General features: G+C 69.1%; 28 protein-coding genes. 12 read left to right on the top strand and 16 right to left on the bottom strand.

Annotated elements, in window-relative coordinates; all coding sequences use genetic code 11:
• Positions 1–16: 16 nt before the first annotated feature.
• On the top strand, positions 17–1,429 hold the full coding sequence (locus HCT51_RS03445; RefSeq protein WP_166870372.1) for a dihydrolipoyl dehydrogenase family protein: 1,413 nt from the start codon (positions 17–19) through the stop codon (positions 1,427–1,429).
• A gap of 5 nt (positions 1,430–1,434) precedes the next feature.
• On the opposite strand, the gene HCT51_RS03440 is transcribed toward HCT51_RS03445, so the two are convergent.
• Positions 1,435–2,655: a glycosyltransferase gene (locus HCT51_RS03440; protein WP_166870369.1), complete on the bottom strand. Its 1,221-nt coding sequence runs from the start codon at positions 2,653–2,655 to the stop codon at positions 1,435–1,437.
• A 40-nt stretch (positions 2,656–2,695) separates the two neighbouring features.
• Here HCT51_RS03440 and HCT51_RS03435 point away from each other — a divergent pair, with 40 nt between their 5' ends.
• From HCT51_RS03435 to HCT51_RS03425, 3 genes are all read left to right on the top strand, one after another.
• Positions 2,696–3,166 carry a hypothetical protein gene (locus tag HCT51_RS03435; RefSeq protein WP_166870367.1) on the top strand — a complete coding sequence of 157 codons (471 nt, stop codon included), beginning with the start codon at positions 2,696–2,698 and terminating at the stop codon, positions 3,164–3,166.
• A 6-nt stretch (positions 3,167–3,172) separates the two neighbouring features.
• The gene (locus HCT51_RS03430) at positions 3,173–4,210 is read left to right on the top strand and encodes an LLM class flavin-dependent oxidoreductase (protein ID WP_166870365.1); all 1,038 of its coding nucleotides are present in this window, start codon (positions 3,173–3,175) and stop codon (positions 4,208–4,210) included.
• 121 nt (positions 4,211–4,331) lie between these two features.
• Positions 4,332–4,958, top strand: coding sequence for a hypothetical protein (locus tag HCT51_RS03425; RefSeq protein WP_166870363.1), 627 nt, complete (start codon positions 4,332–4,334; stop codon positions 4,956–4,958).
• 5 nt (positions 4,959–4,963) lie between these two features.
• Here HCT51_RS03425 and HCT51_RS18650 read toward each other — a convergent pair whose 3' ends face one another.
• The 9 genes from HCT51_RS18650 to HCT51_RS03385 form a co-directional block, all read right to left on the bottom strand.
• Complete coding sequence (locus HCT51_RS18650; protein ID WP_224760644.1) at positions 4,964–5,209, bottom strand: VOC family protein; 246 nt, start codon at positions 5,207–5,209, stop codon at positions 4,964–4,966.
• Entirely contained in the window at positions 5,210–5,386 is a 177-nt protein-coding gene (locus HCT51_RS18645; RefSeq protein WP_224760643.1) for a VOC family protein, read from the bottom strand.
• Positions 5,387–5,411: 25 nt separating this feature from the next.
• Positions 5,412–5,990, bottom strand: coding sequence for a GNAT family N-acetyltransferase (locus HCT51_RS03415; protein ID WP_166871299.1), 579 nt, complete (start codon positions 5,988–5,990; stop codon positions 5,412–5,414).
• Between the two features lie 20 nt (positions 5,991–6,010).
• A complete protein-coding gene (locus tag HCT51_RS03410; protein WP_224760642.1) occupies positions 6,011–6,820 on the bottom strand; it encodes an ABC transporter permease in 810 nt (269 codons plus the stop codon).
• On the bottom strand, positions 6,817–7,713 hold the full coding sequence (locus tag HCT51_RS03405) for an ABC transporter ATP-binding protein (RefSeq protein ID WP_166870361.1): 897 nt from the start codon (positions 7,711–7,713) through the stop codon (positions 6,817–6,819). Before HCT51_RS03405 ends, HCT51_RS03410 begins: the two co-directional genes overlap by 4 nt.
• Positions 7,714–7,731: 18 nt before the next feature.
• On the bottom strand, positions 7,732–8,412 hold the full coding sequence (locus HCT51_RS03400) for a uracil-DNA glycosylase (protein WP_166870359.1): 681 nt from the start codon (positions 8,410–8,412) through the stop codon (positions 7,732–7,734).
• The gene (locus tag HCT51_RS03395; RefSeq protein ID WP_166870357.1) at positions 8,409–9,134 is read right to left on the bottom strand and encodes a Type 1 glutamine amidotransferase-like domain-containing protein; all 726 of its coding nucleotides are present in this window, start codon (positions 9,132–9,134) and stop codon (positions 8,409–8,411) included. The genes HCT51_RS03400 and HCT51_RS03395 overlap by 4 nt, the downstream gene beginning before the upstream one ends.
• Positions 9,131–9,613, bottom strand: coding sequence for a phosphoribosyltransferase (locus HCT51_RS03390; RefSeq protein WP_166870355.1), 483 nt, complete (start codon positions 9,611–9,613; stop codon positions 9,131–9,133). Before HCT51_RS03390 ends, HCT51_RS03395 begins: the two co-directional genes overlap by 4 nt.
• A gap of 90 nt (positions 9,614–9,703) precedes the next feature.
• Positions 9,704–10,471, bottom strand: coding sequence for an SDR family NAD(P)-dependent oxidoreductase (locus HCT51_RS03385; RefSeq protein ID WP_166870353.1), 768 nt, complete (start codon positions 10,469–10,471; stop codon positions 9,704–9,706).
• Between the two features lie 76 nt (positions 10,472–10,547).
• On the opposite strand from HCT51_RS03385, the gene HCT51_RS03380 reads away from it, so the two are divergent.
• The 7 genes from HCT51_RS03380 to HCT51_RS03350 all read left to right on the top strand — a co-directional run bounded on the left by HCT51_RS03380 (position 10,548) and on the right by HCT51_RS03350 (position 18,134).
• Positions 10,548–11,654 (top strand): acyltransferase family protein, encoded by a 1,107-nt coding sequence (locus tag HCT51_RS03380; protein WP_166870351.1) that lies wholly within the window; start codon positions 10,548–10,550, stop codon positions 11,652–11,654.
• Positions 11,655–11,782: 128 nt separating this feature from the next.
• Positions 11,783–13,099 carry a bifunctional o-acetylhomoserine/o-acetylserine sulfhydrylase gene (locus HCT51_RS03375; protein ID WP_166870348.1) on the top strand — a complete coding sequence of 439 codons (1,317 nt, stop codon included), beginning with the start codon at positions 11,783–11,785 and terminating at the stop codon, positions 13,097–13,099.
• A 96-nt stretch (positions 13,100–13,195) separates the two neighbouring features.
• Positions 13,196–14,401, top strand: a complete 1,206-nt coding sequence (metX, locus tag HCT51_RS03370) for a homoserine O-acetyltransferase MetX (RefSeq protein ID WP_166870346.1) — start codon at positions 13,196–13,198, stop codon at positions 14,399–14,401.
• A 51-nt stretch (positions 14,402–14,452) separates the two neighbouring features.
• Positions 14,453–14,722, top strand: coding sequence for a sigma factor-like helix-turn-helix DNA-binding protein (locus HCT51_RS03365; RefSeq protein ID WP_166870344.1), 270 nt, complete (start codon positions 14,453–14,455; stop codon positions 14,720–14,722).
• A 286-nt stretch (positions 14,723–15,008) separates the two neighbouring features.
• Positions 15,009–16,172: a sensor histidine kinase gene (locus HCT51_RS03360; protein ID WP_166870342.1), complete on the top strand. Its 1,164-nt coding sequence runs from the start codon at positions 15,009–15,011 to the stop codon at positions 16,170–16,172.
• The gene (locus HCT51_RS03355) at positions 16,169–17,407 is read left to right on the top strand and encodes a hypothetical protein (RefSeq protein WP_166870340.1); all 1,239 of its coding nucleotides are present in this window, start codon (positions 16,169–16,171) and stop codon (positions 17,405–17,407) included. Before HCT51_RS03360 ends, HCT51_RS03355 begins: the two co-directional genes overlap by 4 nt.
• 55 nt (positions 17,408–17,462) lie before the next feature.
• Entirely contained in the window at positions 17,463–18,134 is a 672-nt protein-coding gene (locus HCT51_RS03350) for a response regulator transcription factor (protein ID WP_166870338.1), read from the top strand.
• A 42-nt stretch (positions 18,135–18,176) separates the two neighbouring features.
• On the opposite strand, the gene HCT51_RS03345 is transcribed toward HCT51_RS03350, so the two are convergent.
• The 3 genes from HCT51_RS03345 to HCT51_RS03335 all read right to left on the bottom strand — a co-directional run bounded on the left by HCT51_RS03345 (position 18,177) and on the right by HCT51_RS03335 (position 20,693).
• Entirely contained in the window at positions 18,177–19,379 is a 1,203-nt protein-coding gene (locus tag HCT51_RS03345; RefSeq protein ID WP_166870336.1) for an MFS transporter, read from the bottom strand.
• Positions 19,380–19,453: 74 nt separating this feature from the next.
• Complete coding sequence (locus HCT51_RS03340; RefSeq protein ID WP_166870334.1) at positions 19,454–19,756, bottom strand: thiamine-binding protein; 303 nt, start codon at positions 19,754–19,756, stop codon at positions 19,454–19,456.
• Between the two features lie 52 nt (positions 19,757–19,808).
• Positions 19,809–20,693 (bottom strand): ADP-dependent NAD(P)H-hydrate dehydratase, encoded by an 885-nt coding sequence (locus HCT51_RS03335; RefSeq protein ID WP_166870332.1) that lies wholly within the window; start codon positions 20,691–20,693, stop codon positions 19,809–19,811.
• 22 nt (positions 20,694–20,715) lie between these two features.
• Between HCT51_RS03335 and HCT51_RS03330 the strand changes: the two genes are divergently transcribed.
• On the top strand, positions 20,716–21,780 hold the full coding sequence (locus tag HCT51_RS03330; RefSeq protein WP_166870330.1) for an NADH:flavin oxidoreductase/NADH oxidase: 1,065 nt from the start codon (positions 20,716–20,718) through the stop codon (positions 21,778–21,780).
• A gap of 233 nt (positions 21,781–22,013) precedes the next feature.
• Here the strand turns inward: HCT51_RS03330 and HCT51_RS03325 are convergent, their stop codons facing one another.
• From HCT51_RS03325 to guaB1, 3 genes are all read right to left on the bottom strand, one after another.
• On the bottom strand, positions 22,014–23,057 hold the full coding sequence (locus HCT51_RS03325; RefSeq protein WP_166870328.1) for a hemolysin family protein: 1,044 nt from the start codon (positions 23,055–23,057) through the stop codon (positions 22,014–22,016).
• Positions 23,054–24,391, bottom strand: coding sequence for a hemolysin family protein (locus HCT51_RS03320; protein ID WP_166870326.1), 1,338 nt, complete (start codon positions 24,389–24,391; stop codon positions 23,054–23,056). The genes HCT51_RS03325 and HCT51_RS03320 overlap by 4 nt, the downstream gene beginning before the upstream one ends.
• A 194-nt stretch (positions 24,392–24,585) precedes the next feature.
• A complete protein-coding gene (guaB1, locus tag HCT51_RS03315; RefSeq protein ID WP_166870324.1) occupies positions 24,586–26,022 on the bottom strand; it encodes a GMP reductase in 1,437 nt (478 codons plus the stop codon).
• Positions 26,023–26,080 lie beyond the last annotated feature (58 nt).

The raw sequence follows: 26,080 nt of genomic DNA, 5'->3' as shown, positions 1-26,080 counted from the left end.
GGGGTAGCGTTACGTCATGTCTGAGTATGATCTCATCGTCATCGGTGCCGGGGCCGTCGGAGAGAATGTCGCCGACCGCGCCAGCCAGGGCGGCCTGCGCGTCGTCATCGTGGAGCAGGAACTCGTGGGCGGGTCGTGCTCGTACTGGGCGTGCATCCCCTCGAAGGTGCTGCTGCGCAGCCCGGCCGCAGTGAACGCCGCGAAACGGGTGCCCGGTGCGGCGGCCGCCGTCGGCGGCGAGCTGGACGTCCCCGCGGTGTTCGCCCGGCGCAACTGGTGGACCGGCGACTGGAACGATGCCAGCCAGGTCGAGTGGCTGCAGTCCGCCGGCATTGACCTGGTGCGCGGGCACGCCAGGATCAGCGGCGAGCGGGCCGTGACGGTGACCGGCGCAGACGGCAGCGTCACCGAGTTGCGCGCCACCCACGCGGTCGCGGTGTGCGCCGGGTCCGCGGCGCTGCTGCCCGACATCGACGGCCTGCCCGACGCGGCGCCGTGGACCAGCCGCGACGCGACCAGCGTGCAGACGGCGCCGACGAGCCTGGCGATCATCGGCGGCGGGGTGGTCGCCGTGGAGCTTGCCACCGCCTTCGCCGCGTTCGGCACCCGGGTCACGATCCTTGCCGGGTCGGCACTGTTGGACCGCTTCGAGCCGTTCGCCGGCGAGTTGGTCGCCGACGCGCTACGTGATCGTGGCGTCGACGTCCGGCTCGACGCAACCGCCACCCGGGTGCGCCGCGACCAGCACGGCGTGACGATCGATTGGGATGGCGGGTCGGTGACCGCCGCGGAGCTGCTGGTCGCCACCGGTCGAGTGCCGCGCACCGACGACCTCGGGCTGGAGTCGATCGACCTGGCGCCGGGTGACTGGCTGAGCACCGACGACAGCCTGCGCGTGCACGGCTTCGACTGGCTGTACGCGGCCGGCGACATCACCCACCGCGCGCTGCTCACCCACCAGGGCAAGTACCAGGCGCGGGCCGCGGGCGACGCCATCGCCGCCAGGGCCCGCGGCGAGCAACTCGACCTGGAGCGGTGGGGCAGGCACGTGGCATCCGCCGATCACACCGCCATTGCGCAGGTAACGTTCACCGATCCGGAGGTCGCCAGCGTCGGCCTCACCGCGCAGCAGGCCAAGGACGCCGACTACCCGGTGCGGGTGGTCGACTACGACCTCGGCGCGATTCAGGGCGCGCAGATCCTGGCCGACGGGTACGCCGGTCGCGCCCGGATGGTGGTCGACACGGACCGTGAGGTGCTGCTCGGGGTGACCTTCGTCGGTCAGGATGTCGGAGAACTGCTGCACGCGGCAACGATCGCCATCGTCGGTGAGGTCAGCATCGACCGGCTCTGGCACGCGGTGCCGTCATTCCCGACGATGAGCGAGATCTGGCTGCGACTGCTGGAGACCTGGCGCGACGAGGCGTAGCGGGCTCAGAGCGACTCGTACACGCCAGATAGCGACGCGGCGGACCTCGCCCAGGAGAACCCCTCGGCGTACCCGCGCGCCGACGAGGCGAGCGCCGCCAACCGCAGCGGGTTGCTCAGCAGGCTGTCCACGGCACGCGCCCACTCCAGCGGGTTGCGCGAGTCGAGCAGGATGCCGGAGCGGCCGTCGGCGATCGACTCCTGCAGCCCGGTGGTGCGCCAGCCGATCACCGGCGTGCCGCTCGCCGCCGACTCGAGCGCGACCAGACCGAAGGTCTCGGAGTGCGACGGGACCAGGGTGACGGATGCCGCGGCGAACAGTTCCGCGAGGGTGTCACGATCCAGCGCGCCGACGAAGCGCACGTCGGCGTCGATGCCGAGCTCTACCGCCAGCTCACGCAGCCGCTCCGCGTAGGCGTCGTCGCCCGGTGGCGGCTCGCCGGCGATCACCAGCACCGGCGCCCAGCCGCGCAGCGCGTGCAGCTCGGCAAGCACGTGCAGCGCCAGATCCTGAGCCTTCAGCGGCTGCACCCGCCCGACCACCGCGATGATCGGGCGGTCGTCGTCGATTCCCAGCCAGCGCCGCACCCCGGGGGCGGCCGCCGCCAGCTCCGGGCTGAACAGTTCGGAGTCGACCCCGGGCGGCACCACCCAGAGCCGGTCGGCCGGCGCGTGCACGTCGTCGATGAGGGCGTTCACCTCGGCCGAGGAGCCGGCCACCACGGCATCCGCTTCGGCCGCGAGGAACGCTTCGGCGCGCATCCGCTGTTCCGGCTCCGGCGAGTCGTCCCGCGCGAGGCTGCGGTTCTTCATCGCCCCGACGGTGTGGAAGCTCTGCACGAACGGCAGCTGCAGTTCCAGCGCCACCGGCAGGGTGGCCAGCCCGCTCAACCAGTAGTGGGCGTGCAGCACGTCGTACTCGCGTTCCCTGGCGAGCAGGGCCACCGCCTCGCCGAAGTCGTCGGCGAACTCGCCCAGTTGTTCCTTCGGGATCGGCACCGGCGGTCCGGCGATCAGCGGCAGCACGTGCACGCCGGGGGCGATCTCGCTCACCACCGGCTTCTCCTCGGCCCGGGTGAGCAGGTCGACCTCGATGCCCCGCCGGGCAAGCTCGGTGGCGAGCGCGACCATGGTCACGTTCATCCCGCCGGCGTCGCCGGTTCCGGGTTGGTCGGACGGCGACGAGTGCATCGCCACCATCGCCACCTTGCTGATACTGCCTGCCACAGTGCCCACTGTATTGGCGAGCAGGCGGTATCGTGCGGATATGCGAGCCGCGGCACCCACCCGCCTCGAGCGCCTGACCCGGGCGGCGCTCAGGCGCGGGCGACGCGTGCCCGGGCTGCGAACGGTGCTGCTGCATCCGGTCATCGCCCGCCCCGGATACTGGTTCGCCACCGGGAGCGCGCTCGTCTGGTCCGGGGTGCTCGGCCTGGGCCGGTGGCGCTCGGATGGCGGGCTCATCGTCGCCGAGCACATGCCGCGCTGGTCGTTCGGCCGCGGCGGCACCACGATCGGCGCGGTGTTCCTCACCCGAGGCCGCCCCAGCGCGAACGTGCTGGCGCACGAGGCGGTCCACCGCGCGCAGTGGCGCCGTTACGGACTGGTGTTCCCACTGCTGTACGCCGCGGCCGGGCAGAACCCGTTCCGCAACCGGTTCGAGATTGAGGCGGGCCTGGCGCTCGGCAACTACGTGCGGCCGGGGACGCGGTCATCCGGCACCACCAGAAATGTATGATTAAGTATGGAATTCGGCGTGTACAGCTTCGGAGACATCGGCAGCGATCCCACCACCGGGGCCCGGATGTCGCCAGGTCAGGCTCTGCGGGAGCTGCTTGAGCGCATTCGGCTCGCCGACCAGCTGGGGATCGACTACTTCGGTGTCGGCGAGCACCACCGTGAGGAGTACGCGGTGTCCTCCCCCGCCACCGTGCTCGCCGCGGCCGCCAGCATCACCGAGCGCATCCGGCTGAGCAGCGCGGTCACCGTGCTGAGCACCGAGGACCCGGTGCGGGTGTACCAGCAATACGCCACCATCGACCTGATCTCCGGCGGCCGCGCCGAGCTGGTGGCCGGCCGCGGCTCGTTCATCGAGTCGTTCCCGCTGTTCGGCGCGGACCTGGCAGATTACGACGAGCTGTTCCGGGAGAAGCTCGACCTGCTGCTCGACATCAACCGCGCCGCGCGGGTCAGCTTCAGCGGCCGGTTCCGCCCTGCGCTGGATGACGCGCTGATCCTGCCCCGCCCGGAGTCGGGCTCGCTCGACATCTGGATCGCCAGCGGCGGCAACCCCGAGTCATCCGACCGGGCCGGTAAATTGGGCATTCCCGTCAGCTACGCGATCATCGGCGGCCACCCGCACCGGTTCGCGCCGCTGTTCGAGCTGTACCGCCGGTCGGCCACCAGGGCCGGCCACGATCCCGCCGCGCTGAAGACCGCGGTGGCCGGGCCCGGCTTCATCGGCCGCGACTCGCGCGCGGCCAAGGAGTTGTTCTACCCGTACTGGATCGGCAACATGCGCACCATCTCCGCGGAACGCGGATTCGCGATCCCGACCCGCGAGACCTACGACGAGATGACCGCCCCGGGCGGCGCCATCTTCGCCGGCAGTCCCAACGAGGTGGCCGACCGGATGATCACGCTGCACCAGCAGCTCGGCAACGACCGGCATGGCCTGCAGATGGACTGGTCAGGGGTGCCGCACCGCGACGTGATGACCTCGATCGAATTGTTCGGCACCGAGGTTATACCGCAGGTGAACCGGGAGCTCGGCCGGGTCTAATCAGCCCCGCACGTTACAATCCGACAACGTATGCCGCGTACGTGGCTCTGCGCGATGGCTTGCGCAGAAAAGCGGGCTAGCGCCCTGCTAGATTCCTGCCAGTAACAGAAGGAGAATCAGTTTGTCGTCACGTGCCGCGCGCGGCCCCTTGGTGAGTCTCGCCGTTGTTGCGGCACTGCTGCTTGCTGGTTGCTCGGGCGAGGGCGGAGAGCCCTCGGCCGCCGCTCCCCCCGCCGAAGAGTCTGCCGCCCCGGTGGAGTCCGCCACGCCGGAACCCTCGGAGAGCGCCGAGCCGACCGATTTCGTGCAGCCGAAGAGCTGTGACGACCTGCTCGCCCCCGCACGGCTCAGCGACTTCGACGCACGCCACCTCGAGCTGCTCGGCGGCCCGGGCAACCCGTTCTACGGCGACCGCACCGACGCGGAGCTTGCCGGCGGCATCACCTGTGTCTGGGGCAACGAGGTGCTCGCCGGCTCCGACATCATCGAGGTCTCGGCGGCACCGCTCGACCTCTCCAGCCGGCGCGACCTCATTGACACGTTGACCATCGAGCAGGGCCTCAACGAAACCGAGCAGGGCGACGCGCTCGCCTACGGCGTCCAGGGCGATGAACAGGGCGCCCCGGCGCAGGTGAACGTGCTGCGCAGCACCAGCTGGATCTCGGTGCTCAGCACGCCGGGCGGTCTCACCGCGTACACCGACGCCACCGCGATCGCCGCCGAAGTGGCCGCAGAGGTCTACCGCTAGCCTGTCTACCGCTGAGCCTGCTGCGGACCCAACTCCTGGAACGCGGTGATCTGCATCCCGCCGGGCGCTTCCAGGCGCGCGTTGAGGGAGCGCCACGGAGTCTCCACCGGCTGCGCGATGACTTCGGCCCCGCCCGCTGCCAGGGCGGTCGTTGTCGCCCGCACGTCATCCACCTCGAACGCCACTCGAATGCTGAGCGGGTATGGCCGACTCGTCGGGCGCCCCACCTCCACCCGGTCGATCAGTGCCACCTAGGCCGGGTTCGCGATCTCGAGCGTTGCGCTCGGCACGGCGAGGATCGCCACCCTGGCGTCTCCCTCCCCCTCGAACGCCTCCTGCACCGGCAGCCCGAGGGCGTCGCGGTAAAACCGCAGGGCGGCGTCAAAATCTTCAGTCTCGACAACGATTCGAAGCTGGGTAGCAGTCATGCAGCCGACCCTAATGCGAAGGGCGCTACTTCAGGCTTTTCTGCATCAGCACGGTGCCGAGCCAGCGCCCGAACTTGAACCCCACCTTGCCCATGTGGCCGATCTCGGTGAATCCGAACTGCTCGTGCAGGCGAATGGATGACTCCGCGCCCTTGTCGGCGATGACGGCCACCACTTCCCGCACGCCGGCCGCCTTGGCCCGGGTCAGCAGCTCGGCCATCAGCGCCGTGCCGAGCCCCTTGCCGGTCGACGCAGGCCCCAGATAGATCGAGTTCTCGACCGTGAACCGGTATGCCGCCTTCGCCTTCCACGGGTACACGTACGCGAACCCGAGGATCTGCCCGCCGGGCGACTCGGCGACGATAAACGGGAACCCCAGCTTCTGCAGCGACTGAAACTTCGCGCGCAGCTCCTTCAGGGTCTGCGGTTCCTCATCGAAGGTCACCGTGGAGTTGGCGACGTAATGGTTGTAGATCTCGCGCACGTACGGCAGGTCGGCGAGAGTGGCATCCCGCAGCTCGAACCCGAACGGGGCCTCCGGTTCCGGTGCCTTCCGCAGGTGCCTCGGGAGTTGCCGTCGCTTCTCGTACTCGTCTTTCAGCATCAGGCTCCCGGGGGTTCGGATCAGGTGACGTCTTTCTTCCATGACGTCAGGTAGCCCGCGGCCGTCGCCACGACCGCGATGGCGAGCAGCACCAGACCGCCCTGCCACCATTCCAGCACAGGAACCGCGCCGGTTGTGGCGAGGCTCGAGAACACACTGGCGCCGACGAGCGCGTCGCTGGCAGCGCCGGGCAGGTACTGCGCCACGGCACCTGCCCACTCCCAAATTCCGGCGGCGGTGCGCAGGATCGGCTCGATGAACTGGGTGAACACCAGCACGATCACGATCACTGCCACCTGATTCGGAATCAGTGCGCCGAGGCCGACACCGATGATGGCCCACAGCGCCATGGCCAGGATGCCGCGGACGATCATCACCCAGGTGTCGGAGTCACTCAATCCGGTGTTCATGTCAGTGAGACCGAGCACCAGCGCGCCGGGCGCCACCGACGCGATGAACCCGACAACACCGAACAGAGCGCCGACCACACCGAGAGCGGCGATCTTCCCGGCAAGCACCCTGCCACGGCGGGGCGTGGCGAGGAAGGTGGGGGTGAGCGTCTGGTGGCGGAACTCCGCCGTCACGGCGAGCGCGCCGAGCAGCACGGGGAAGACGTAGCCGATGGTGGTGGCCGAGCTGTACACGAGCCGGAAGGCGTCGTCGAGTTCGACCGGCGCGCCCGCGCCGGTGTTCAGTTGGTCACTGAGCGCTCCAAACAGCACGGCGAACAGCACGGCGACGAATGCGACGTACACGACCAGCGCCGCGAGCAGGATCCACCACATTCGGGTGCTGAACAGTTTGGCCAGTTCGGCGCGGAAGATCCTCACGCGTTCACGTCCTCTCCGACGAGCTTGAGGAAGATCTTCTCGAGCCCCTCCGCTTCCGGGGCGAGCAGGTTCAGGGCGATGCCCGCGCGCAACGCCGTCAACCCGATCTCCGGGGCGGTAAGCCCGGTGACCGCGAGCCCGGTGTCCACGTCGCTGACCGCGGCGCCCGCACCGGCGAGCGCCGTGCGGAGGCCCGGGCGGTCGAGGGCGTCGACCACCACGCGGGTGCCCTGCTCGAGCGAGGCGAGCGCGCCCTGGTAGACGAGGCGTCCCTTCGCGATGATCACCACCTCGTCGACGGTCTGCTGCACTTCGCTGAGCATGTGCGAGGACACCAGCACGGTGCGGCCCTGGGCTGCGAGCTCACCGAGGAACATGCGGATCCAGCGGATCCCCTCAGGGTCGAGCCCGTTGATCGGCTCGTCGAGCACCAGCACGCCGGGGTCGCCGAGCAGCGCGAAGGCGAGCCCGAGACGCTGACGCATGCCGAGCGAGTATCCGCCGACCCTGCGGGAGCCGTAACTGGCGAGGCCGACGAGCTCCAGCGTCGTGTCGACCCTGGACTGGTCGATGCCGGCGGCCCGCGCGTACAGGCTGAGGTGGCTGCGGGCGGTGCGGCCGGGGTGGAAGCTCGCGGCCTCCAGCGCCGTGCCCACGGTCGCGAGCGGTGCGTCGAGGTTGGCGTAGGCGACCCCACCGAAGGTGGCGGTTCCGCTGCTGGGCTTCACCAGGTTCAGCAGCATCCGCAGCGTGGTGGTCTTGCCCGCTCCGTTCGGTCCGAGGAAGCCGGTGACCCGGCCGGGCTGAACCGTGAAGCTCAGGTCGGACACCGCGTGTACCTTCCCGAAGGACTTCGACAGCCCAGTGAATTCGATGGATACTCCGGAAGGCATTTATCCACCTTAGGCGGGTCAGTGCTCGAGCGCCCAGTCGACAGGCGGGGCGCCCTGCGCCTCGAGCAGGGCGTTGGCGCGACTGAACGGCCGTGACCCGAAGAATCCGGTGCGCGCCGACAGTGGGCTGGGGTGAGCGCTGGCGATCACCGGAGTGTCACCGAACAGCGCGGTCAGCCCTTGCGCGTCGCGACCCCAGAGAATGGCCACGAGCGGCTGGCGCCGGGCGACCAGCGCGCGCACCGCCTGCTCGGTGATTGCCTCCCAGCCCTTCCGCCGGTGCGATCCCGCCAGTCCGGGCTGCACCGTGAGGGTGCGGTTCAGGAGCAGGATGCCGTGTTTCGACCAGGCGCTCAGGTCGCCGTGCTCGGGGGCGCTGAGCCCCATGTCATCGGAGAGTTCCCGGTAGATGTTGTTCAGGCTGCGTGGCAGCGGCCGCACGGCGCGTTCCACGGCGAAGGGCAGCCCGATCGGGTGCCCGGGGGTCGGGTACGGGTCCTGGCCGATGATCACCACTCGCACGTCGGGGAACGATGACTGGAACGCGCGCAGCACGTGCTCCCGCGCCGGTAGATAGCCGCGGCCGGCGACATCCTCGGCCCGCAGGAATTGCTGCATCTCCTGCAGCCTGCCGACGACGGGCTGCAGCGCGTCGACCCAGCTCGGGTCGACCAGCTCGCTGAGCGGCCGGTCGGTCATGCCCCGAGCGTGCCGACCACCACGCCGGTGTCGCTGTCGCCGATGCGCCAGACGCTTCCGGCGCCCTCGACCCGCAGCGCGCCCTGACCGATGATGAGCACGGTGTATTCGTCGATGGCGACGCCGCCGTCGACGATGCCGGCCTCGGTGGCGGCGATGATGCGCGACAGTGTTCCCCACTGCGCGGCGTGCACGTCGATGGCGAGGTCGACCAGGCCCAGGCCCTCGGCCACGGTCACCTCGTCGAGGTCTTCCGAGGCGTTCTGCGGGCACACCGGCACGCCGCCGATGCGCCAACCGCCGAGCAGGGCGGTGTCGGAGGCGATCATCGCTCCGGCCGAGAAACCGAGGTATGGCAGTCCGTCAGAGACCAGCAGGCGGATCTCGTTGACGATCGGGCCGACCGCCTCCAGGTAGGCGGGGGTGCGTCCGCCGCCGATCAGCAGGCCATCGATGGCGCTGAGCGCGGTGGAGTCGAGGGTCTGACCCTCGAGCAGCATGGTCGGCACCGGTTCGAATTCGGCGCCGCGCGACAGCATGGTGATGAAGTCACCGCTGAATCGTTCGAGCTCTTCCGCGCTCTCCCGCACGAACACCACGGCGACGCGGGGAACGCTGCGTCCGGCCTTCGCGGCGCGCGCGGCCGCCTCGGCGAGGAACGGTCGATACAGGGCCCCGTCGTCTTCTGGCGCCCAGCCGCCGCCGATCAGGTGGATGCTCATGCGCTGACCCCGACCGGAGGCAGGGCGCTCCACGGGAAGGTGACCCAGTTCGGGGTTCGCCGCCACACATAGTCCGGTTCCTGAACGGTGCCGGGCTTGCTGTACAGGCAGACGGAGCGCACGTCGGCGCCGGATGCGGCCAGCAACTGCATCACCATGGCGAGGGTGCGGCCGGAGTCGGACACGTCGTCGACCAGCAGCACCTTCTTGCCCAGCAGCGACGGGGCATCCAGCATCGGCGGCAGCATGATCGGCTCGGGCAGGCGCTCGTCGATGTCGCTGTAGAACTCCACGTTCAGGGCGCCGCAGTTCTTGGTTCCGAGGGCGTAGGCGATGGAACCGGCCAGCAGCAGGCCGCCGCGGGCGATGGCGATCACGACATCCGGAGCGAAGCCGCTGTGCAGCACATCTCGTGCCAGATGGCGCGAGGCCTCGCCGAATTCAAGCCAGCCCAGTACCTCGCGGTCGTCATTTGCCATTTTTCTACGGTACCTGCTCGGCGTCGCCGTCAAGTTCCACCGGGGCGTCCAGCGCACCCGGTACGGACCCGCAGGGCTGAGCCTGCCTCGCTACAGCTTCGGCGTCAGCGTGCCCTTGATCACCTTGTGCGGCGCCGCCTGCGCGACCGGCTTCACGGTGATCAAATCGAGGTTGACGTGGCCGGGCAGTTCGATCGCGTGCGCGATGGTCTCGGCGATATCGTCCGCGGTCAGCGGGTTGGGCACGTTCTCGTACACTGCGTCGGCCTTGGCCTGGTCGCCGGCGAAGCGCACCAGCGAGAACTCTTCGGTCTGCACCATGCCGGGGGCGATCTCGATCACGCGGATCGGCTCACCGGCCAGCTCGAGGCGCAACACCTCCATCAGCGCGTGCGCGCCGGCCTTCGCCGCGTTGTAGCCGGCACCGCCCTCGTAGGAGACGTGCGCGGCGATCGAGGTGACGGTGACAATGTCAGCGTTCCCGTGCGCCGCAGCTCCGCGGCGCAACAACGGCAGCAGCGCGCTGGTCACCCGCTGCACGGCGACCACGTTGACGTCGAACATGCGCGTCCAGTCATCCGGATCACTGTCCTCGACGCTCGCCAATCCGAACGCCCCGCCCGCGTTGTTGACCAGCGCGTCGAGCGGCCGGTCGGCCAGGAAGTCACGCAGCGCAACCACGTCGGCCTGCTGGGTCAGATCCGCGACGAACACCTCAGCGCCGGTCTCGGCAGCGAGCGCCTCGAGCCGGTCGGCCCGGCGGGCGACGCCCACCACATCCCAGCCGGCGCTCCGCAGCCTGCGCACGGTCGCCGCGCCGATCCCTGAACTTGCTCCGGTCACGACCACACGCTTCATGCTGGTGCCCCTCATCTTTTCGTCCGGCAATCCCCTCACCGTAGCGCGATGCCGTGGTGGGCTTAAGCTTGCTCGGATGACCGAACAGGTACGCGCGGCAACGCCGGTGCCCACCAGACGGGTGCCGGTATGGGATAACGCCCGGTTCCTCTGCGTCACGCTCGTCGTGATCGGGCACGGCATTCAACGGCAGACCGCGGACAGCGACGCCGCGCTGACCCTCTACCTGTTCATCTACGCCTGGCACATGCCGGCGTTCGCGGTGATCAGCGGCTACTTCTCGAAACCTGGGCCGCCGACCGCCCGGCAGATGAAACGGGTGATCACCGACATCCTGCTGCCATACATGATTATGGAAGCGATCTGGTCGCTGGTGCAGTTCCTGGTCGAGGGGCAGAGCAACCTCAATCCCACTCGGCCGTCCTGGACGCTCTGGTTCCTGCTGGCGCTCGGCATCTTCCGGCTGGTGCTGCCGTACCTTGCGCTGCTGCGCTGGCCGCTGCTCTGGGCGGTGATCATCTCCGTCGGGGTGGGCTACCTCGAGAACGTGGACACCACCTTCTCGCTGTCACGGGCGCTCGGCATCCTGCCGTTCTTCGTGCTCGGCTGGAAGCTCAACGAGTGGGGCCTGGTCGATCGCTGGCGGGGCCTGGTGCGCTACGACTGGTGGGTGCGCGCGGCGGCGACCGGCGTGCTGCTCGCCTTCGCGATCGTGCTCTGGGTGAACATCGATCTCTGGCGCGAGATCGATCTGCGGTTCTGGTTCTTCTACGACCGCAGCTACAACGACCTCGGCGACGTCGCGTGGTGGTCCGGCCTGGTACGGCTGGCGCTGCTGGGGCTGGCGGTGGTGCTGAGCGCCGCGTTCTTCGTGCTGGTGCCGCGCCGGCACACCTGGATGACCGGATTCGGCCAGGCCACCATGTACGTGTACCTGCTACACAGCTTTGTGCTCTACCCGATCCGCGAAACCGGAGTGCTGCGCGACGAGGCCTCCTCGGCCACCTGGCTGCTGGGAATGGTGCTCGCCGGAGTCGCGATCTCGATCGCGCTCTCGAGTCCCCTGGTGCGCCGGGTGTTCCACCCGCTGATCGAACCCAAGCCGCGGTGGCTGTTCGTCGACGGGCAGAGCGGGAAGCCTGGTGCCTCCCGCACCGACCCCACCGGGTCGCGCCGGAACTGACGGGCGCGCTGCACCTGACAGGTGCGTTACGCCGTGTTGCACCACGGTTGACCGGCGCGAGGCACGTTCATAACGTTGCTTCCGAGCGGGCGAGCAGTCCCCTCCCCGAAACCCAAGGAGAGATCGCGATGAGCGACTGGAAGTTCGAAACCCAGCAGATCCACTCGGGCGCCGCCCCTGACCCGGTCACCAAGGCCAGGGCCACACCGATTTACAAGACCACCTCGTACGTGTTCGACAGCTCAGAGCACGCCAAGAACCTGTTCGCCCTCGCCGAGTTCGGCAACATCTACACCCGCATCCAGAACCCGACCCAGGCGGTCGTGGAAGAGCGCGTCGCGGCGCTCGAAGGCGGCACCGGTGCCCTGCTCGTGGCATCCGGGCAGGCAGCGGAGACCATCGCGGTGCTGAACATCGCCCAGGCCGGCGACCACATTGTCTCGTCCTCGTCGATCTACGGCGGCACATACAACCTGTTCAAGTACACCCTGGCGAAGCTCGGCATCGAGACAACCTTCGTGGAGAACCAGGATGACGCGCACGAGTGGGCGGCTGCGGTGCGGCCGAACACCAAGCTGCTGTTCGCCGAGACCATCGGCAACCCGCGCACCAACATCCTCGACATCCGACTGGTCGCGGACATCGCCCATGAGCATGGCGTGCCGTTGATCGTGGACAACACCATCGCCACGCCATACCTGATCAAGCCGTTCGAGCACGGCGCCGACATCGTCGTGCACTCCGCCACCAAGTTCCTCGGCGGCCACGGCACCGTGATCGGCGGCGTAATCGTCGACGGCGGCACGTTCGAATGGTCGAAGAACGTCGAGAAGTTCCCCGGGCTCACCGAACCTGACCCGTCCTACCACGGGGTCAGCTACACGTCGGTGCTCGGCGACGGCATCGCCTACATCATCAAGGCCCGCGTGCAGCTGCTGCGCGACATTGGCGCATCGATCTCGCCGGACAGCGCCTTCTCGCTGATCCAGGGCATCGAGACGCTGAGCCTGCGGGTGGAGCGGCACGTGCAGAACGCCCAGGAGATCGCGGAGTGGCTGGAGAACCACCCGGACATCGCCTCGGTGTACTACTCCGGCCTGCCGTCGAGCCCGTGGTATTCGGCCGCGAATAGGTACGCCCCGAAGGGTGTCGGCGCGGTGCTGTCCTTCGAGCTGAAGGGCGGGGTGGATGCCGGACGCGCGTTCGTCGACAACCTGACCCTGTTCAGCCACCTGGCCAACATCGGTGACGTGCGCAGCCTCGTCATCCACCCGGCCTCGACCACGCACTCGCAGCTCAGCCCCGAGCAGCAGCTCACCGCGGGCGTCACCCCAGGCCTCGTGCGGCTGTCGGTGGGACTCGAGAACATCGACGACCTCAAGGCCGACCTCACCGCGGGCCTCGACGCCGCCCGCAACGTGGTGAAGGCCGCCGCCTCGGCGTAACCGGTCTCCACAGTTCTCTGCCGTTATCTGCCCGATGTCGTCGGCGGTTGTAACACAACCGCCGGCGACTTCGGTTTTGGGCATACTGGCTAGACCATGGATTGGCAGACCCCCGAAGATACCGTCCCGTCGGAATTCATCACGGAGGAGAACGTCCGGTCGGTGCTCGGCAAGCCGAAAGCCACCGGCGCCTGGCGAGAAGGCGATCATCCAGGGCAGCGCCTGTTCGTCTCCGTCGGCTCACTCGAACTGGAGAGCGGCGCCCGCCTGCCGGGCGTGCGCATCGCCTACGAAACGTTCGGTGAGCTGAACGCCGACGCCTCCAACGCCGTGCTCGTGCTGCACGCGCTGACCGGCGACAGCCACCTGACCGGATCATCGGGACCCGGACATCCGACCGCCGGATGGTGGGGCGACATCGTCGGACCGGGGAAGGCCCTCGACACCGATCGGTGGTTCCTGGTGGCCCCCAACATGCTCGGCGGCTGCCAGGGCACCACAGGACCGGCATCGCTCGATCCCGACGGCCAGGAGTGGGGCTCACGCTTCCCGTTCCTCACCATCCGCGACCAGGTCGCCGCGCAGGTCGCCCTCACCGACGCCATCGGCATCGCCACGTGGGCGGCCGTGATCGGCGGCTCGATGGGCGGAATGCACGCGCTGGAGTGGGCCGTCGGACACCCCGACCGGCTGGACCGGGTGGCGGTTCTCGCCTCGCCCGCGATCTCGAGCGCCGACCAGATCTCGCTGAACTCGGTGCAGCTCGAAGCGATCCGGATGGACCCCGCCTTCGCCGACGGCCACTACTACGAGGCGGCGGATGGGGACGGTCCGCACCGCGGCCTCGCGCTCGCCCGGCGGATGGCGCTGCTCAACTACCGCTCACCGTCCGAGTTGAACGACCGGTTCGAACGCAGCTGGCAGTCCAGCATCTCCCCGCTCGGCGACGGCGGCGTGTACGCCGTCGAAAGCTACCTCGACTTCCACGGCAACAAGTTCACCCGGCGCTTCGACGCCAACAGCTACATCGTGTTGGCGAACGCGATGAGCTCGCACGATGTGGGCCGCGACCGCGGCGGTGTCGTCGCCGCGCTCGGCCGCGTCAGCGCGCGGGCGCTGATCCTCGGTATCGACAGCGACCGGCTGTTCCCGGTGCCCGATCAACAGCTGATCGCCCGACACATCGCGGGCAACATCGACGGCGACGAGGCGTTGGTGATCTCCTCACCGTACGGTCACGACGGCTTCCTGATCGAGGACGAGCTGGTCAGCCGGGAGCTGCGCCGCCTGCTGGAGCACTGAAAACCTTTCGCATCACCCCGCCCGCTTGCTACGCTCACGCGGGGAGGGCTCATGGACGAACTCACGGGAAAGCCGCCGGAGCGACGACCGGCTGCATCCGGTGCGGGCAGGCCGGGCCCCCGCGAGTTACACGCGATGACGCTGTACGCGAGCGGGCGCAGCATCCGGTCGGTAGCGGAGGACATGGGCATCACCGAAGAGACGGTGAAGTCGTACCTGAAGCGTGGTCGCCGCGCGTATCGCAATGCAGGCGTTGATGTCGGCACGCGAACCCTGCTGCGCGAGCTGGCGATCCGCGAGGGCTGGCTAGCTGCTGAGTAGTACTGGGCAGCAGAGTGTCCTGGCAGCAGAGCGTGACGGTGTCGGGGCCGCAGTAACCTGCGGCCCCGGTCGACCCCCCGGCCGAGCGAGTCTCCTCGCGGGCATTCCCTACGCCGCGGGCGAACCCTGGCGCGTGAGTGTGGCAGCGCTGGTAAATCAGCACACCCCTCTGGATTCAAGGATAGTCGGGCGTGCGTGACGCTACGATCGGAGTGGCACCCCCAGTATTGGTGCCACTGTGCCAGCATGGTGCTGAACTCTTCTCTCTTACCGACGCCGAGAGCACATGGAACTGATCAACAAGGAACGCGACCGCCTGCTACAGCGTGCGTCGCGTCTTGTGGGACTGTGCGGGGCAGCGGTGAGCCTGGTCTGCCTCAGTGTGCCCGGAGTGGTCAGCTGGACCACCTACCTGGCGCTGCTCCCGCTGTTCGCCCTGCTGGTTCTCGCGCACGTGCGCATCCCCGGGCGATCACAGCCGCTCTGGATCAGCGTCGGCCTGTTCGCCGGCTTCGCGATTCTCATTGTCGGGCTCTCCCCCGGGGATGCCGACGACAGCCCGGGCCTTGCGACCGCGCTCGCACCGCTCGCGGCGGCCGGGATGGGCGGATTCGCGTTCCTGCTCACCAGCAGCCTGCCCCGCCTCGCCGTGCTCGTGGTGGCCTTCGTCGGCAGCACCTGGCTGGTGCACCTCGCCACGGTCGACACCGGGCTGTTCTCGGCCGCCGCCCTGTCGGCAGGCCTCGGATGGGTGCTGTCGGGGTTCATCGGCTTGTGGCTGACCGCGAGCGTGCCCCTCGCCGCCCGTCGCATCGTCAACATCGGCACGGCGCACCGCGCGGAGCGGCAGGCCAGCGAAACCGAGGCGCAGCGCAGGCAAGGGGCACGATTGCTGCACGACACCGTGCTCGCCACGCTGACCTTGCTGGCCCACTCCGGAGTCGGAGTGTCGGAGGAGGCGCTGCGGCAGCAGGCCGCGGATGACGCCCGGTTGCTGCGACAGCTGCGCCTGGGCGCCACGCCAACTCCGCAGTCGTCCGGCCAGTACCAGCTGGAATCCGCGGAGGACACCGTGCTCGGCACCACCCTGGAGTCGGTCAAGCACCGCTTCGGCCGGATGGGTCTCGAGGTGAGCTGGCACGGCACCGGCCAGGTGCTGCTGCCGACCGATGTGCTCGACGCGTTTCTGCTCGCCCTCGCTGAATGTCTGGAGAACGTTCGCCGGCACTCCGGCGTCACCCAGGCTCACGTCACGATCACCGAAGATGACAACGCCGTGCGGGCCATGGTCACCGACAGTGGTGTCGGGTTCGAGCTCGCCGGCATCGGGGAACACAAGCTGGGCTTCCGCGAGTCGGTCGTCGGCCGCCTGCACGAGGTCGGTGGCAACGCTCGCCTGTTCTCCACCCCCGGCCAGGGCACGACCGTCGTGTTGGAGGTTCCACGGTGAACTCGGCACTCGAGAACACGCTGGGCGCCGTGCTCACCAAGCGCGGGCGCACCGTCGACCGCATCCCCAACGCGGTTCGGGCAGCGACCGCCAATGGCGCGACCCTCGGCACCGCGCATCTTGCCCTCGGCGGGAGCATCGTCGCCGGCCTGCAGGCGATCTTCGAGTTCGGCTTGTTCCTGGTCAGGCTCGACGCCTACCCGCGCCCTGAGCTGACCTTCATGGCCTGGGGGCTGTTCCTGGCCGCGTTCGTGTCCACCGTGATCGTCTTCCGCACCGTCGGCGAGCAGCTGCCGTCCTGGCTGGTTCTGGTGCTGATCCTCGCCCTCGGCGGCGTCGTCGCCCTCGATTTCATGGCCATCTGGTCGCTCGGCAACATCGGCGGATACGCCTCCGCCTCCGTCGCCGCCGGCTTCGGGCTGCTGACCGTGGTGACGGTGCGACAGCCGGTAGAAGTGATCGCCATCGCGGCCGCCCTCGGCACCGCGTTCATCGCCGCGATCGTGGCCAGCACCCCGCTCAGCCCCGACGTGCTGCCCACCCAGATCACGGTGGTCAGTCTGGTGGTGATGCCGGCGGTGGTCGGCGTGCTGATCGTGCGCGGATTCCGGCGCATGGTGCAGGTCGAACTCGACCGGGTGCTGGTGCAAAGCACGGTGAGTGCCCCGCGCTACGCGGTCGGGATGCTCGCCTCGGAGGAACTGGCACGCCTCGACCTCGCGGCGGAGAAGCTGCTTGAATCGGTGGCCACCGGCCAGGAACCACTGCCGCTCACCCCGGCGACCGCGTCCACCGCTGCGTCGCTTGCCACCGAATTGCGCCTGCACCTGATCGAGGGCCGCCGCGAAACCTGGCTGCACCACGCGGTCAGTGAGTCGGAATTCCTCGGCCGATCGGTGACTCTCGTCGACAAGGGCAGCCTGGCCGGTCTCCTCGACCCTGCACAGCGCGACGGGCTGCTGGCCGCGGTGTGGCTGCTGCTGAGCGACAGCCCGAAGGCCACCGCGAGCCGCAGCATCCGTTTGGAACTCGGCCCGGTCACCCGTACCGCCCAGACGGTGGTGGGTCACCGGCTGGTCGTTCCGGTGGTGATGACCATCGAGGGGGTCAGCCGAAACCGCATCGATCCCGCGGCCTGGGGCGCCATCGGCACTGTCGGGCAGTACACCATCACCCAGAACCAGCACATCTCGGTGAACATTGAGTGCCTGGTTGACAACCCCGCGAGCCACTGACCGGTGTCGTCACATTGAACCGATAACCTAACAAGACGTAACAGGAAGGGCCATTGTGTCGAACCCCGGAGAGACCATCCGCCTTGCAATCGTCGACGACCACCGAATGCTGCTCGGTGCGCTGACGGAATGGATTCGGAACGCCGCAGACGACATCGAGATGGTCGCCGCGGTGGCCACCTGGCCCGACCTGCTCAGCCACCCAGACTTCCCCGTCGACGTCGTCTTGCTCGACCTCGACCTGAAAGACAACATCCCGGTGTCGGTCAAGATCTCGGCGCTGCGCGGGGCCGGCGTCAAGGTGGTGTTGATGAGCACATACTCCGAGCCGAACATGGTTCGCGAGGCGCTGGCATCCGGCGCCCTCGGCTACCTGGTGAAGACCGAAGACGCCAGCATGATCGCCGAGGCGATTCGTGCCGCGTACGCTGGCGAGTCATTCGTCTCGGCCGAGCTCGACCTGGCCCTGAACGCCAACGAGATCGGCGGCACCCCCCGGTTGAGCGCGCAGGAGCGCCGCGTCATGGCCCTGTACGGCGGCGGCGAGCCGGTGAAGGCGGTTGCCTACCAGCTGTCGATCTCGGAAGAGACCGCCAAGAGCTACCTCAAGCGCATCCGCGAGAAGTACCGGGTGGCCGGCATCGACGTGGGCACCAAGGTGGCGCTGCGAAAGCGCGCCATCCAGGACGGCATCCTCACCCCGACCGACGCTCCCGGCGTCTTCTAGACACCGGCACACTTCGAGTCACGGGCGCGCGCCCGATCCGCCTCAGGGCAGGATCGACCGGCGACCGGCGAGCACGCTGACCAGCGCGATCGTGGCGCCGGTAGCGCAAAGCGCCAGCCCCACCCAGGCGGGCGCCAGGTATCCGAGCCCTGCGGCGATGGTGACCCCGCCGAGCCAGGCGCCCAGGCTGTTGCCGATGTTCAACGCCGCATGGTTGCCGGCCGCGGCCAGGGTCTGACTGTCGCCCGCGATGTCCATCAGCCGGGTCTGGATCGCCGGTGACAGAGCGGATGACGCGAAACCGAGCAGTACCAGGAAGACCAGTGCCCCGGCCAGGAACTGGGCGGTGAGCGCCAACCCGAGCAGCGCCCCGCCGAGCACGCCGAAGAACAGGAAGATCGAGCCCATCACGTGGTGGTCTGCCGCCCGGCCGCCGGCGAAGTTACCGACGGTCATGCCGATGCCGATCGCCACCAGGATCATCGGCACGGCCGCCGCGTCGAGGCCGGTGACCTCGGTGATGATCGGCGCCACGTAGCTGAACACGGCGAAGAACCCGCCGAATCCGATCGCCCCGGTGGCCAGCGCCAGCCAGACCTGCGGCCGCCGGAACGCGTACACCTCACGGCGCAGCGTCGCCCGGGGGTCGCCGGGCTGCCGCGGCACGGCCAGCCACACCGCCACGAAGGTGAGCGCGAACAGTGCGGCGACCACCAGGTACGACACGCGCCAGCCGGCACTCTGGCCGAGCAGGGTGATCAGCGGCACCCCGACGACGTTCGCGATGGTCAGCCCGCTCAGCACGAACGCGGCCGCGCGACCGCGACGCTCGGGCCCGACGAGGGAGGCCGCCACCAGTTGGGCCACGCCGAAGTACGCGCCGTGCGGCAGGCCCGCGAGGAAGCGGGCGACCAGCACGGTCTCAAAGGTGGGGGCCAGCGCGCTCGCCACCGTGCCGACGGTGAATGCGACGGCCAGGGCGAGCAGCACGGCCTTGCGGGGGAAGCGAGCCACGAGGGCGGCGATGGTGGGCGCACCCACCACCACGCCGAGGGCGTAGGCCGAAATCAGCCAGCCGGCGCGGGCGTTCGCCTCCTCGGGGGATGCCGCGTACAGGTCGGGCAGCAGGTCACGGGCGAGGTCGGGCAACAGGCCCATTGCCGCGAACTCGGTGGCGCCGATGCCGAACCCGCCGAGGGCCAGGGCGATCAGCGCGAAACGCGTGCGTGCGGGGGTGAGGTTCAAGGGTGGCAATCCGTGTTCGAGGCGATAAAGGGCTCGCCGTCGAGCGCAGGACGCACCATCCTAACCGTTGCGTCCTAACCCTTGAGCACAGACTCCAGCCGCTCGACCTTGCCCTGCATTTCACCGGTGTGACCGGGTCGGATGTCGGCCTTCAGCACCAGCGACACTCGCGTGCCGAACTGGCCCGCGGCATCCGTTGCCCGCTTGATGACGTCGAACACCTCGTCCCACTCCCCCTCGATGGTGGTGAACATCGAGTCGGTCTGGTTGGGCAGTCCGGATTCCCGGACCACGCGCACCGCGGCGGCGACCGCGTTATGCAGCGAGTCTCCCTCGGTGGGGCCGCCGCTCGGGGCGACGGAAAAGGCGACGAGCATGGTGATCACTCCTTGATGTGTGGTGCTTCCAGCCTGCCACTCGCGACCGGGCTCAGCGACCCGCGACTAGTTCGGCGATGATGACCGGGATGGCGGCGGCAAGATCCAGCACGGTGAACGGTCCCCCGGCGCTCGCCCGGGTCGCGGCCAGGCCGTGGATCAGCGCGGCCGTCGCCCCCAGCCTGGCGAGCGCATGGTCGTCGGCCTCGATCAGGTCGGCGTGCGTCGCCACCAGGGCACCGAGGATGCCACCGAGCGCGTCACCCGCCCCGGCGGTGGCCAGCCAGGCGGGCGCGGCGGTCACCGTGTACAGCGTCTGGCCCGTCCCGGCCGTTTGTGCGCGCGAAGTGGCGCTTAGGTCCGGCGCTAAGCGCTGATTTGCGCGCACAGACGGCGCCACCACTCGGGTGGTGTGGCCTTTCAGCAGCACGGTGGTGCCGAGGGATGCCGCCGCCTCCCGGGCCCAGCGTTCCGGGTCTCCGGCCACCTCGTCGCGGCGCACGCCGAGCAGGCGCGCCAGCTCCCCGGCGTGCGGGGTGATGATCGTCGGCCCGGTCGCGAGCGGCAGCAGTTCGAGCGCGCCGGCGTCGAGCACCACCGGCACGCCGGACTCGAGCGCCGCCCGCATCCGGTCTCTGCTGCCTGAGGCGCCGTCCGCGACATCCATGCCGCTGCCGAGCAGCCACGCCTGCACCCTGCCCGCCACCGTCACCACCTCGGGGCGGCGGTGCAGCACCAGGTCGGTGGGGCGTTCCGGCCCCAGGTACCGCAGCATCCCGACGCCGGTGCGCAGCGCGGCCTCCACTCCGAGCACCGCCGCGCCGGGGTATTGGTCGGAGCCGGTCAGCACCCCGAGCACGCCGCGCGAGTACTTGTCATCCGCTGCGTTCGGCACCCGCACGTGCGCCGCGGCGTCGGCTGCAGTCCATTCGCTCATGGGGCCACGATAGTTTGATCGGGTGCACCTCTTCGATCCGATCAGCATCCGGTCCGTCACGCTTCGCAATCGGCTCTGGGTCTCCCCGATGTGCCAGTACTCCGCCGTCGACGGCGTCCCGAACAGCTGGCACCTGGTGCACCTCGGCTCGTTCGCCACCGGCGGCGCCGGCCTGATCTTCACCGAAGCCACCGCGGTCACCGCCCAGGGCCGCATCGCCCCGCAGGACACCGGCATCTGGAACGACGCGCAACGGGACGCCTGGGCGCCGATCGTCGACTTCGTGCACCAGCAGGGCGGGCTGATCGGTATGCAGCTGGCGCACGCCGGCCGGAAGGCGTCGACCTACCGGCCCTGGTCGCCGGAGCGCGGCTCGGTCCCGCTGGATCGGGGCGGCTGGCCGACGGTGGCGCCGTCCGCGGTGGCGTTCGGTCGGTACGCGGCACCGGCTGCGCTCACCCTGGACGGCATCGCCGGCATCGTGCAGGCGTTCCGGGCGGCGGCGCGGCGGGCGCTCGACGCCGGTTTCGACCTGGTCGAACTGCACGGCGCCCACGGGTACCTGCTGCATCAGTTCCTGTCGCCGCTGTCCAACCGGCGCGATGACCAGTACGGCGGATCGCTTGAGAACCGGGCCAGGCTGCTGCTCAAGGTGGTGCGGGCGGTGCGCGACGAGGTGGGCGTGAAGGTTCCGGTGTTCGTGCGCCTGTCCGGCACCGACTGGGCAGAGGGCGGCTGGGATGTCGAGCAGACCGCGGTCGTCGCCGGCCTGGCCCGCGACGCCGGCGCCGACTTCTTCGACATCTCCACCGGCGGCCTGGTGGCCGGGGTCGAGGTCCCGGTGGGACCGGGCTACCAGGTGCCGTTCGCGGAGCAGGTGCGGCACGCGGCATCCGTCCCGGTCAGCACCGTCGGCCTGATCACTACCCCCCAGCAGGCGAACGAGATCGTGCAGAGCGGACGGGCGGATGCCGTGATGATGGCGCGCGCGATGATTCGCAACCCGCACCTGCCGCTGCAGGCCTCGATCGACCTCGGCACGCCGATCGACTACTGGCCGGACCAGTACCTGCGAGCGAACATTTAGGCCGCGTGGCTCGGCCTGGTGCCTGAGGTCTGGCGTTTAGTCCTTCCCACTCACCAGGAAGAACCGATTGCCAGACCTCACCGAGCCGACGGTTTCGCCTTGAGCGTGAGATCTGGCATTTAGTCCTTCCCGCCCACCCGGAAGAACCGATTGCCAGACCTCACCAAGCCGACGGCTCGCCCTTGAGGAGCATCCGGTCTCGACCCGCCGACGCGCGCTGCCCCGACCCCTCGCTACCGCCGCCGGGTGGCGTCCTGCACTTCGCCGACCAGTTCCTCGATGATGTCCTCGAGGAACAGCACCCCTTGCGTGGTCCCCTGCTCGTCGAAGGCCCGCGCCACGTGTGAGCCGTAGCGGCGCATGGTCGCGAGCGCGTCTTCCAGCTCCTGGTCGCGGTACAGCGAGATCAGCTGCCGGATCCGTTTCGGCGGCACCGGCTCGGTGAATTCGTCCTCGTCGAGGTCGATGACGTCTTTCAGGTGCAGGTAGCCGGTGGGTTCCCCGTCCTCGTTCACCAGCACGTACCGGCTGAAGCCGTGCTGGGCGACGGCCCGCTCCACGTCGGCCGGGGTTGCGTCCTCCGGCAGGGTGACGAGCGTGGGCATGCCGACCGCGACATCCTTCACCTTCTTCTCGGTGAATTCGAACGCGGCGGTGAGCGCGCCGGTGGCGTCGCTGAGCACGCCCTCCTTGGTCGAGGTCGCCACGATGTTCGCCACCTCGTCGAGGGTGAACGCGCTGGTCGCCTCGCTCTTCGGCTCCACCCGGAACAGCCGCAGCACGCCGTTGGCGATCGCGTTGAGGCTGAAGATGATCGGCTTGAACACGCGGGCGATGAACACCAGCGGCGGGGCGAGCAGCAGCGCCGCCCTGTCCGGAACCGAGAACGCCATGTTCTTCGGAACCATCTCGCCGAGCACCACGTGCAGGTATGACACCAGCAGCAGCGCCACGATGAACGACACCGTGCCGATGACCTCCGGCGACCAGCCGGTGTACTCCAGCGGCACCTGCAGCAGGTGGTGGATCGCCGGCTCCGACACGTTCAGGATCAGCAGCGAACACACCGTGATGCCCAACTGGCTGGTCGCCAGCATCAGCGTGGCGTGTTCCATTGCCCAGAGCGCGGTCTTAGCGGCCCGCGATCCGGCCTCGGCCTTCGGCTCGATCTGCGATCGGCGCGCCGAGATGACGGCGAATTCTGCGCCAACGAAGAACGCGTTGACGGCGAGCAGGATGCCGAGCCACGCGATGCCCCACCAGTCGGCGGCGCTCATCGGTTCTCCCCCTGCTCGGTGTTCTCATCGACGTTCTCATCGACGGTGGGCGTGAAGCGCACCCGGTCGATGCGACGGCCGTCCATGCGTTCCACCCTGAACTGTCCGGCTGCCACGTCGACGATGTCGCCGACCACGGGGATGCTGCCGAGTTCGCTCATGATGAACCCGGCGACGGTTTCGTACGGGCCGTCGTCCGGCACGCTCACGCCGGCGCGTTCCTTCAGCTCGTCGGGGCGGAGGCTGCCGGGGAAGGTGAGCCAGCCGCGGCTGCGCACCACGTCGGGGCGTGACCGGTCGTGCTCGTCGGACACCTCGCCGACCAACTCTTCGACCAGGTCTTCGAGGGTGGTGACGCCGGCGGTTCCGCCGTACTCGTCCACCACGATGGCCATCTGGTAGCCGCGACCACGGATCTCGCCGAGCAGCGAGTCAACTCGCATGGTTTCCGGCACGCGCAACGCGTCGGTCTGCAACGCCGAGACCGGGACATCCGCTCGCTTCTCGCGCGGGACCGCGACGGCCTGTTTCACGTGCACCAGGCCGACGACGTCGTCAATGCCGTCATCGGTGACCGGAAATCGGGAGTAGCCGGTGGTGCGGGCCAGCTCGATCACCGCGAGGGCGTTGTCGGAGCGCTGCACGCTCGCCACCCGGGGACGCGGGGTCATGACGTCCTGGGCGGTGAGATCGGAGAACGCCAATGTGCGGGCCAGCAGCGTGGCGGTGTCCACCTCGAGGCTGCCCTCCATGGCGGAGCGTCGCACCAGGGAGCTGAGTTCCTCCGCCGTGCGGGCGCCGCTCAGCTCCTCCTTGGGCTCGATCCCCAGCCCGCGCAGGATGGCATTCGCGGTGTTGTTCAGCAGCAGCACGGCCGGCTTGAACACCCAGGTGAAGGCGGCCTGGAACGGGATCACCAGCTTCGCGGTGGGCAGCGGCAGCGCCAGCGCGAAGTTCTTCGGCACCAACTCGCCGATGATCATCGACAGCAGTGTGGCGATGGCGACCGCGGCGATGGTGGCGACAGCAGAGACCGCGCCGTCGGGAATACCGAGCGCCGTGAGCGGGCCGCGCAAGAAGGCGCTGAATGCCGGCTCGAGGGTGTACCCGGTGAGCAGCGTGGTGAGCGTGATGCCCAGCTGTGCGCTGGAGAGGTGCGTGGAGGTGATCTTCAACGCCGCGATGGTCATGCCGAGTCGCGTCTCGCCGCGAGCCTGCCTCGCCTCGAGGTCGGAGCGGTCGAGGTTGACGAGTGAGAACTCGGAGGCGACGAATAAGCCGGTTCCGATGGTGAGCACGATGCCGATGATCAGCATGATCACTTCAGCGGACATCGGCACCCCCGGTCACCGGCGGCTGACTATGGGCAGGCAGCGCATCATCCGAGGCCGCGGCCTCGGTGGGGGTAGCGGTCTGATCGGTCGGTACCGGCGAACTCGAGGTGGGCGCGGTACTAGACGGAGGGTCATCCATGATTTGTCGATTATACCGAGGGAAGGTCGCAGCTTGGCTGGGAGCGGCCGCCCGTCTACCAGGACACCGGAAGCGCCTTGCCCTCCTCGTAACCGGACGCCGACTGCAGGCCCACCAGCGCCCGCTCCCGGAACTCGGGCAGGGTGGCCGCCCCGGCGTAGCTGAACGAGGAGCGCACGCCGGAGGTGATCATGTCGAGCAGGTCTTCGATCGACGGTCGCAACGGGTCCACGTAGATGCGCGAGCTCGAGATGCCCTCGGCGAACAGGGTCTTGCGGGCCAGCTCGTAGGCGTCGAGTCGGCCGAAGCGCTCGGTGACCGCCTTGGTCGATGCCATCCCCCAGCTCTCCTTGTAGAGGCGGCCGTCGCTGTCACGCTCCAGCATGCCCGGCGCCTCGATGGTGCCGGCGAACCAGGAGCCGATCATCACGGATGACGCGCCGGCGGCCAGGGCGAGGGCCACATCGCGCGGGTACCGCACGCCGCCGTCGGCCCAGACGTGGGCGCCGCGTTCCCTGGCGGCTTCCGCGGTCTCCAGCACGGCGCTGAACTGCGGGCGCCCCACCGCCGTCATCATGCGGGTGGTGCACATGGCGCCGGGTCCGACACCGACCTTGAGGATGTTGGCGCCGGCGTCGATCAGGTCACCGACCCCGTCGGCGGTCACGATGTTGCCGGCAACCAGCGGAATACCGAGGTTCAGCTCGGCCACCGCCTGCAGCGCCCGGATCATGCCCTCCTGGTGCCCGTGCGCGGTGTCGATCACCAGCACGTCGACCCCGGCCGCGGCGAGCGCCTGCGCCTTGCGCGCGGCGTCACCGTTGATGCCGATCGCGGCGGCGACGCGCAGCCGGCCGGATGCGTCCACGGCGGGCTCGTACAGGGTGCCGCGCAGCGCGCTGGTGCGGCTGAGTGTGCCGATCACGGTGCCGTGGCGAACCACCGGAGCGAAGTGGATGTCGGCGTCCACCATCAGATCGAACGCGGCGCGGGGCCCGGCGATGTCCTCGGCGTCGAGCGAGGTGAGCGACCCGTGCACCAGGTCGCCGAGCACGGCGTCCGGCTGGGCGTGTGCGAGCTGGGCGGCGGGGATGCAGCCGATGAACTCTTCGCCATCTTTCAGCACGATGCCGTGCCCGTCGATGGCCGGCAACCAGCGCAGCGCCTCGGCCACGGTCTGCCCGGGGGCAAGCACCAGCGCCGAGTCGTACGCGACCGGCTGCTCCTTCACCCAGCGGATGGCGGCATCCAGTTCCTGCAGCGGAGTGTCTTGCGGCAACACGCCGAGTCCGCCGCGTCTCGCCAGCGTCGCCGCCAACCGCGGCCCGGTCACCGAGTTCATGTTCGCCGACACGATCGGGATGCTGGCGCCCGTGCCGTCATCCGGAGCAAGCGACACCGCGAGCCGACTGCGAACTCCCGACCGGCTCGGCACCAGGAAGACGTCGGAATACGTCAGATCGAAGTTGGGCTCGTCCCCGTAAAACTGCATGAAATTAACGCTAGCCCCGTTTGGTTCTCGTCGGCACGTCCGGGCAATAACGCATAGG

This window comes from Salinibacterium sp. ZJ450 (assembly GCF_011751885.2).
Taxonomy (GTDB): domain Bacteria; phylum Actinomycetota; class Actinomycetes; order Actinomycetales; family Microbacteriaceae; genus Ruicaihuangia.
The sequence above is the reverse complement of the archived record's forward strand: the minus strand, read 5'-3'. Positions and strand labels throughout refer to the sequence as shown.

What these genes read in the sequence shown, in the direction of transcription:
- HCT51_RS03335 (WP_166870332.1), bottom strand. Translation starts at nt 20,693, where the DNA reads ATGAGCGAATGGACTGCAGCCGACGCCGCGGCGCACGTGCGGGTGCCG.
- HCT51_RS03325 (WP_166870328.1), bottom strand. Translation starts at nt 23,057, where the DNA reads ATGAGCGCCGCCGACTGGTGGGGCATCGCGTGGCTCGGCATCCTGCTC.
- HCT51_RS03430 (WP_166870365.1), top strand. Translation starts at nt 3,173, where the DNA reads ATGGAATTCGGCGTGTACAGCTTCGGAGACATCGGCAGCGATCCCACC.
- HCT51_RS03320 (WP_166870326.1), bottom strand. Translation starts at nt 24,391, where the DNA reads ATGTCCGCTGAAGTGATCATGCTGATCATCGGCATCGTGCTCACCATC.
- HCT51_RS03405 (WP_166870361.1), bottom strand. Translation starts at nt 7,713, where the DNA reads ATGCCTTCCGGAGTATCCATCGAATTCACTGGGCTGTCGAAGTCCTTC.
- HCT51_RS03435 (WP_166870367.1), top strand. Translation starts at nt 2,696, where the DNA reads ATGCGAGCCGCGGCACCCACCCGCCTCGAGCGCCTGACCCGGGCGGCG.
- HCT51_RS03445 (WP_166870372.1), top strand. Translation starts at nt 17, where the DNA reads ATGTCTGAGTATGATCTCATCGTCATCGGTGCCGGGGCCGTCGGAGAG.
- HCT51_RS03375 (WP_166870348.1), top strand. Translation starts at nt 11,783, where the DNA reads ATGAGCGACTGGAAGTTCGAAACCCAGCAGATCCACTCGGGCGCCGCC.
- HCT51_RS18645 (WP_224760643.1), bottom strand. Translation starts at nt 5,386, where the DNA reads ATGACTGCTACCCAGCTTCGAATCGTTGTCGAGACTGAAGATTTTGAC.
- HCT51_RS03365 (WP_166870344.1), top strand. Translation starts at nt 14,453, where the DNA reads ATGGACGAACTCACGGGAAAGCCGCCGGAGCGACGACCGGCTGCATCC.
- metX (WP_166870346.1), top strand. Translation starts at nt 13,196, where the DNA reads ATGGATTGGCAGACCCCCGAAGATACCGTCCCGTCGGAATTCATCACG.
- HCT51_RS03340 (WP_166870334.1), bottom strand. Translation starts at nt 19,756, where the DNA reads ATGCTCGTCGCCTTTTCCGTCGCCCCGAGCGGCGGCCCCACCGAGGGA.
- HCT51_RS03400 (WP_166870359.1), bottom strand. Translation starts at nt 8,412, where the DNA reads ATGACCGACCGGCCGCTCAGCGAGCTGGTCGACCCGAGCTGGGTCGAC.
- guaB1 (WP_166870324.1), bottom strand. Translation starts at nt 26,022, where the DNA reads ATGCAGTTTTACGGGGACGAGCCCAACTTCGATCTGACGTATTCCGAC.
- HCT51_RS03385 (WP_166870353.1), bottom strand. Translation starts at nt 10,471, where the DNA reads ATGAAGCGTGTGGTCGTGACCGGAGCAAGTTCAGGGATCGGCGCGGCG.
- HCT51_RS03380 (WP_166870351.1), top strand. Translation starts at nt 10,548, where the DNA reads ATGACCGAACAGGTACGCGCGGCAACGCCGGTGCCCACCAGACGGGTG.
- HCT51_RS03360 (WP_166870342.1), top strand. Translation starts at nt 15,009, where the DNA reads ATGGAACTGATCAACAAGGAACGCGACCGCCTGCTACAGCGTGCGTCG.
- HCT51_RS03395 (WP_166870357.1), bottom strand. Translation starts at nt 9,134, where the DNA reads ATGAGCATCCACCTGATCGGCGGCGGCTGGGCGCCAGAAGACGACGGG.
- HCT51_RS03390 (WP_166870355.1), bottom strand. Translation starts at nt 9,613, where the DNA reads ATGGCAAATGACGACCGCGAGGTACTGGGCTGGCTTGAATTCGGCGAG.
- HCT51_RS03415 (WP_166871299.1), bottom strand. Translation starts at nt 5,990, where the DNA reads ATGCTGAAAGACGAGTACGAGAAGCGACGGCAACTCCCGAGGCACCTG.